The following is a 7,353-nucleotide window of genomic DNA, read 5'->3' on the forward strand; positions in this document are numbered from 1 at the left end:
CGGCCGAGAACCCCGCCGCGCCCTCCGCCTGCAGCCGCACGCTGATCCCCGGCGTCCGCTGCACGCCGAGTGCGGAAAGGGATGCCGTGTACCTGCCGTGCGACGCGCGATACGCCGTCTGCGCCTGCGTGAAGGAGCGCAGCACCGCCGTCAGCTGCGCATACGTCTGATCCGATCCGGCCGGTGCGACGGACCCGGTCACATGGACGACCATCAGGCAGAACAGCGCGAGCGGTTGCATGGCGGCGGCACCGGTTCGGAGGGATCGCGGAACGCAGGAAATCTACCCTGAACCGCCGCTGTCCGCAACGTACACTTTTGACGCCACAGGCGGGATTGAAGGGGGAAAGGTGACTGATGAATTAGCCGCAACAACGGCGGAAAGCGCGGCGGCGGGTTCGGCGCGAGTTGCGCAGGCTCGCGCGGCAGAGGGTATCCTGAGCGGATGAATCCGCCGCTCCAACAGCGGAAAGCCCCGACTCGTGGCGCTGTCGCGTCCACGATCGGGGCTTCAACTGCGTCAGGGATCGGCGCGATTCTGGTGTGTGCTCCCTCTCCCACATCTGTTCGTCGGAGAGGGTCGTCGTGCGCAGCACGCGGGGTGAGGGCCACAGCCGCCGGACGCGCCGCCATCCGCTCATCGCACCAAAGCCGCCGATGCAGTCCGCGCAGGCGGACTCCGTGCTGTTCCAGCGGCGAATTCATTCGCTCTGGACAGGCGGCACGCGCCATCCACTCCAGATGCACCCACCGCAATTCATCATCCCTCGAACGACAAAAGCCCGGCGCGCGGCGCCGGGCTTCAGTCATCCACCACCCCACGACGTTCAGCGGCCCAGAGTGCGGTTCAGCAGGTCCGCGAGGCGGTAGCCGGCCAGCACAATGCGGGGCTCGGCCAGGTTCCACGCGTACGGCAGGTACCGCTCCGGCGCGCGCTGGTTGCGCACCAGCCACGACGGATACGCGTTCTGCGCCACGCGGAACCCTTCGCGCGACCACGTCTCGAACTGCCCCGGCAGCAGCCGGCTGGCAAAGCGCGCGCGCGGCCACTCGGCCATCAGCCGGCGGGAAATGCTTCCCACGTAGTCGCTCTCGCTCCGGTCCGCCATGGCCCACGGAACCGCGTGGCCCACCAGCGAATCCCAATACCCGTGCAGGTTGTTGTACGGATACACGCCCCCGAGCCGGAAGTCGTTTCCGCCGCGATCGCCCGCCGTGTCCTGCGCCGTGATGCGGGCGTTGTTGTGCAGCGGCTGGTGCGCGTCACCCACCAGGTGCAGCGCCCACGCCAGGTCGATGGCCTGCGCGCTGTCGGGAACCGAGGCGTTGCCCAGCTCCCCCGCGATGCGCTGCGCCTGGTCGATCAGCAGCCCGGCGCGCGGAATGTCATCGCGGTCCACGGGGCGGCCGTCGGGGCCCACCTGCCAGAAGAAGTTGACGTAGTGCCAGTCGCTGTGGCCGTAGACGGAGGCGGGATTGTCGCGGCCGCGCACCATGTCGGGCCACACCGCCGCCATGATGAACCAGTCGCGCATCCGCTCCTCTTCCGTCCCCTGCGACGGCATCAGCGCGGCCAGGCCGGTGCGCGGGGGCGCGGCGCGCAGAAGCTGGACGGCCCGGGCGCGCGCGGCCGGCGTCATGTTTTCCCAGGCGATGCGCGCCACCACGCGGTGCCCCAGTTCGTCCCACGCGTACGCGGGGGTGGACCAGAGCGCGCAGAACGCGACGGCCAGCGCCAGAATTCGTGCTTTCATCGCTTACATCCGGATCGGTTGCAGGTGCGTCGGGCCCCGGGCCCGCCCTGAACATTCACGCGGGCGCCGTCCGCGTCAAATCGCATCGCCCCGTGCCCTCAGCCGTGCCCCGCGGACCCGGCAAGCGCCTCCACGGAAAGGTGCTCGGCGCGCTCCAGCAGCCGCCCCAGGATCTCCCGGGCCGCGTGCGTGTCCTGCCCGTCACCCCGGGGCGCCTCGCGCGCCAGCAGCGCGTCGATCTCCTCGCCCAGAATCTCGTATTCGCGGTGCAGCTGCACGGCAGACCATCCCAGCCGCCCGCGCTGCTCCCCGTGCCGCGCGGCGATCACGCGCTTGATGTCCATCCCGTCGCGCAGCAGCGCCGGCTCCGCCCCGCCCTCGTCCAGCGAAACGAGCGTCGTGCCCAGGTCCGTCAGGAACGTGACCATGTGGTTTTCCAACTGCGCGCGGTCCAGCGACTGCGCGCCGGGGATCAGCGGGTCCGCGCGCAGCCGCTCGCCCAGCCGGTGCACCAGCTCCTCCGCGCGCGTGTTCAGCAGGTCGCCCAGCCGGGTAAGGCCGGGGATCTGGTGCGGCGCGGTGGGCCACCCTTCACCCGGGCCGGCGGGGTGCCCCGGCGCGGCAGGGAGCCAGAGCACGAAGCACGAGCCGCGGCCCGGGGTGCTGCGCACCGTGAGGTCGCCCCCCATCAGCCGGGCGAAGCGGCGGCTGATGGTGAGCCCCAGCCCGGTGCCCTCGTGGCGGCGCGTGTGCCCTTCCTCGGCCTGTGTGAACGGCTCAAAGATGCGCCCCTGCTGCTCCGGCGCGATCCCCACCCCGGTATCCGCGACCTCGAACGCGGCCCAGGGCCCCGGCCCGTCCACCCGCGCTTCCGGCCCGGGAACAAGGGCCAGCCGGCAGCAGAGCGTCACCTTTCCGCCTTCCGGCGTGAACTTGATCGCGTTGGAGAGCAGGTTCACCAGGATCTGCCGCACGCGGTCTTCGTCGCCGATGTAGGCGGCGTTCGGATCGCACTCCGACTCGTCCGTGACGGTCACGGAGCGGGCCGCGGCCTGCGGACCCACCAGGTCCAGCGCATCCGACGTCGTGCCGCGGAAGGGGGTGGGCTCGCGCCACACCTCCATCTCCCCCGCCTCCACCTTGCTGAAGTCCAGCACGTCGTTGATGAGGCCCAGCAGGTGGCGGCTGCTTCCCTTGATGCGCGCCAGGTGCTCCGCCTGCTGCTCCGTCACCGGCCCGCCCAGCCCCATCTCCATCAGTTCCGAGTAGCCGATGACGGCGTTGATGGGGGTGCGGATCTCGTGCGACATCATCGCCAGAAACTGGCTCTTGGCGCGGTTGGCCGCCTCCAGTTCCCCGGTCCGTTCGCGGATGGACTGCGCCATGCGCGCAAAGGTGTCGGCGAAGCGCCGCACTTCCGCCGGGCCCCCGCGGGGAATGGCCAGGTTCACCTCGCCCTGCCCCAGCCGGTTGGCCGCCTCGCCCAGCCGCTGCATCGGCCGCGTGACGGAGCGGGCGAGAAAGATGGACAGGATCAGCGCCCCGGCGGCCAGCAGCAGCCCGGAGCCGATGATGTGCTCCGAAAGCGTGCCCACCGGGGCGAACGCCTCCGTCTGGTGAATGTGCGCCATGATGCACCCGCCGCCGATCTCTTCGATGTAGCGAAAGGCGTGGATGACGCGGGCGTTGCGGTAGTCGGCGGCCAGGGTGGCGCCGTCCTGGCCGGCCAGGCAGCGCCGCATGGGGATGGAGTTTACGGGATGGCTGTAGCCCTGCGCGGCCGCGTAGCGGGGCGTCGTCAGAAAGATGCCCGCGCGGTCCGCCAGAAAGGTTTCTCCCGAGCTTCCCAGCCCGGCGCGGTCCGCAAAGATGTCGCGCAGCGCGTGCAGGTCGTCAAAGCGCAGCGACAGCACGGCGCCGCCCGCACCGTCCGCGCGGATCACGTAGTACGGCCCGCCGTCCGCCCGCCGCGCAAAGCGGGCCAGCTGCCGCGCGGGCCACGATCCTCCGTCCACCACGCCCGCCACCGTTCCCACCCCCAGCGGGGGCTGCCCGGGGCGGGTGAGCACCGCCCCGGAGAAGCCTTCGGTGGCCCGCAGCACGGCGAGCGAGTACCGGCACCGTTCCTCGGACGCGCACTCCGCCGCGGTGGCGGCCAGGAACGACGACGCGCGGCTGCGCTGCCCCGCCAGCCGCCGCAGCAGCGCGCCCTCGCGTTCGTGGGCAGCGGTCTGCACGGAGGCCAGGGCGTTGCGGCGCAGAATGGATTCCGACGCGCGATAGGCCAGCCCGCCAATGACGGCGCTGGCCCCGAGCGACAGAAGCGTGAAGAGAAGAACGAGTTGCGTTCGGAGCGACATTCTCGTGCGCGGCCCGTGTGCGCGCGGCGGGCGGAACCGCGCGGGGGCCGCGGGAATGCACTTCCCGTGCGAACCCCTGCGGTGCGGGGGGCGGAGTCCGTCCCAAGGCGTTTGCCACGGAGGACTCGCAGGTTCGCGGAGGAACGCGGCTGCCTTTGACGCAGCGAGCGCAGACGTGGACAGGAAACGGACAACGGGATGAGGACGACCGGTTCCGTTCTCTTCCTCTGTGTCTCTGTGCCTCTGTTAGAGCCTTATTCCTTCGGCTTCCGCAGTCCGCCCACGCTGATCTCCTCCGCGCGCGCCAGCAGGCGGCCGAGTGCCGCCAGGCCCGGCTCCGTGGCCGCATCGTCGGCCACGCCGCGCTGCACCGCCGCGTTCACCTCTTCACGCAGGATCTGGTACTCGCGCCGCAGCGCCTCCAGGTTCCAGCCCAGCCGTGCGCGTTGCTCGCCATGGCGCTCCGCCATCATGCGCTGAAAGTCGCTGCCGTCGCGCAGCAGCACGCCTTCGATGTCCGTTTCGTCCGCTTCTTCCATCACCACCAGCGTCTGCGCGATGTCAGCAAGCATCGCCGCCATGTGGTCTTCCAGGTCCACGCGCGCCAGCCGCGCGGCCTCCGGCACGCCGGGATCGTCGCGCATGCGTCCCACGTAGCTGCGCAGCACGCGGTCCACCCCGGCCTGCAGCGCCTCGCCCGCCCGCGCCAGCCCCCGCGCGGGCGGCGTGCCGGGGGCCGTGACGCGCGCGGGGAGCCAGAGGGTGAACGCGGCGCCCTGGCCCAGCGTGCTCCGCAGCGTCAGGTCGCCCCCCATCAGCCGCGCGAACTCGCGGCTGATCGTCAACCCGAGTCCGGTGCCGCCGCGGGTGCGCGTGTGCCCCGTCTCTGCCTGCACGAACGGGAGAAAGACGGATTCCAGCTGGTCCGGCGCGATCCCCAGCCCGGTGTCGCGGACGCGAAAGAACGTCCACGGCCCCGACCCCATCAGCCGCGCCCCCGGGTCCGGCTCGTCGGACGTGCCCACGTCTACCGTGACCTGGCCGCCCGGCTGCGTAAACTTGACGGCGTTGCTCAGCAGGTTGACCAGGACCTGCCGCACCCGGTCCTCGTCGCCCACGTACGTCACGTCGCACCCGGCGCACCGATCGTAGACCGCCACGCCCCGCACGTCCGCCTGCGGCTGCACCAGGGTAAGGGCGCTCACGACCGCGGTCGCCGCATCGGCCGGCTCGCGCTCCACCGCCATACGCCCCGCGGACAGCTTGGACAGGTCCAGCACGTCTTCCACCAGCCCCAGCAGGTGGTGGTTGCTCACCCGGATGCGCTCCAGGTACTCGCGCTGCCCCGGCGTAAGCGGCCCGGCCAGCTCCATGTCCAGCAGGTCCGCGTAGCCCAGCGAGGCGTTCAGCGGCGTGCGCAGCTCGTGGCTCATGTTGGCCAGGAACTCGCTCTTGGCCCGGTTCGCGTTTTCCGCCTCCGCACGGGCGTCGCGCTCCCGCTCGGCCGCTTCTTCCGCGCCGGCGCGCTGCCGCCGCTCGGCGTCGTACAGCCGGGCCCGCTCCATCACCTGCGCCGCCATTCCGCCCAGGGTGGACAGGAAGGTCCGCGTGCCCTCGTCGAACTCCTGCGCGCGCCGGAAGCTGAACGAAAGCCCCGCCAGCACGCGCCCCCGCGAGCAGACCGGAATGCCCACGTACGCCACGATCCCCGCCTCCGCGAACTCCGGCGCCATCGCCGGATAGCGCGCCTGCATCTCCGCCGCGTCCGGCACCAGCACGGGCGTACGGTGGATGACGGAATCCGAAAGGGGCCGCCCGGGCGAAATGGGCCAGCGCACCCAGCGGCCGGACACCTCGGCGGGATAGCCGCGCAGGTGCAGCATCTCGATGACGCGATCCCCGTCCTCCAGCAGGCCGAACGCGCCCGCGTCCGCGCCCAGCGCCTCCATTCCGTGCACCACGCACACCTCCGCCGCCTGCCCGGTGCTGCTGGCCTCGTTCAGCGCCGTGGCGAACGCCTGCAGCCGCCGCGCGCGCTCGGCCGCGCGTTCCGCGTCGCGCAGCAGCCGCGCGTTCTGAATGGCCGTCCCCGCGCGGCGCCCCAGGTCCTCCGCCAGCGCCAGGTCCGCCTGGGTGTACGACCGCCCCGATTCCGCCGACACCAGGGAGATCGCCCCCACGTTCTCCCCGCCCGCGGCGATGGGGACGGTGATGAGCGCGTTGAAGCCCACCTCGCGCAGCAGCCGCAGGTGCTCCTCGTCGCGGGCGGCGGCCGCCACCATGGCGTCGGAGATCTCCGGAACAAACTCCGCGCGCCCCGTGCGGATCACGTGCGCCGCCCCGGTGGCCGCCTCCGGGTCCGGCGGATAACGGCGGGTGAGCTCCTCGGCCCAGCGCATGCGCTCCGGGTCGCGGTGCGCCAGCGTGCGGGTGAGCCCCCCCGGCGAGGCGATGGTGACGATGCACCACGTCGCCAGCCGCTCCGTGGCCAGCCGCGCGACGGCGCGCAGGGTGGCGTCGTAGTCCAGCGACGAGGCCAGCACCTCGCTGGCGTGCGACAGAAAGGCCAGGCGCACGCGGTCCAGCTCCGCTTCTTCCGCCGCGCGCCGCCGCCCCGTGATGTCCAGCACGGCCGTCCCGGTGGTGAACGGGTCCGTCCCCCGCGTCGCCACGCTCATCTCCACCCACACGTGCCGGCCGCCCGCCCGCAGCCAGCGGACCTCCGTGCGGTATCCATCCCGCGTCCCCGCCAGCACCTCCGCGTGCAGCGCCGCCTCCGCCGCGCGGTCGTCGGGGTGAATCCACCCGTCCATCGGCCCGGCGCCCGCCTCGCCGTCCTCCCTGCCCAGGAGCCGCGCCGCGGCCGGGTTCAGGTGCAGGGGACGGCGGTCCGCGCCGGCCACCACGATCCCCACCCCCGCCCGGTCCAGCGCGTCGGCCAGCCCGGCATCGCGGGAGATGCCGGGCGGAACGTCGTTCAGCGAGGGGGACGGGAGCATGGACATGCGCTGGCTGCGGCTGGCTCGGCCGGATGAACGGAGGATGGCGCCCGGGCGGCGGACCGGGGTGCGCTCAGCAAAACGCACTCCCGCGCGCCAGGATCGCGCAGCGGGGCCGGAACGCCCGACGGCATTCCGGCCCCGCGATGCGGCGATCCGTGCGTGCTACCAGCCGCGGTGCGACATGCGGCGCAGGATCTCCGACCGGTACTGCGGCGTGTTCCCGGGCGTCCGGCGGCG

Annotated in this window: 4 protein-coding genes; all 4 read right to left on the reverse strand. The window is 72.3% G+C overall.

The window, feature by feature from the left end:
* Positions 1 to 241, reverse strand: a 241-nt coding sequence (locus VF665_RS22280; protein ID WP_331055679.1) for a hypothetical protein, incomplete at its 3' end; no start/stop codon positions are given.
* A gap of 586 nt (positions 242 to 827) precedes the next feature.
* Positions 828 to 1,754 (reverse strand): S1/P1 nuclease, encoded by a 927-nt coding sequence (locus VF665_RS22285; RefSeq protein ID WP_331055680.1) that lies wholly within the window; start codon positions 1,752 to 1,754, stop codon positions 828 to 830.
* Positions 1,755 to 1,852: 98 nt separating this feature from the next.
* Positions 1,853 to 4,114 (reverse strand): sensor histidine kinase, encoded by a 2,262-nt coding sequence (locus VF665_RS22290; protein WP_331055681.1) that lies wholly within the window; start codon positions 4,112 to 4,114, stop codon positions 1,853 to 1,855.
* A gap of 254 nt (positions 4,115 to 4,368) precedes the next feature.
* Entirely contained in the window at positions 4,369 to 7,119 is a 2,751-nt protein-coding gene (locus VF665_RS22295) for an ATP-binding protein (RefSeq protein WP_331055682.1), read from the reverse strand.
* Between the last annotated feature and the right edge of the window lie 234 nt (positions 7,120 to 7,353).

It is taken from the genome of Longimicrobium sp., assembly GCF_036387355.1.
Classification (GTDB): domain Bacteria; phylum Gemmatimonadota; class Gemmatimonadetes; order Longimicrobiales; family Longimicrobiaceae; genus Longimicrobium.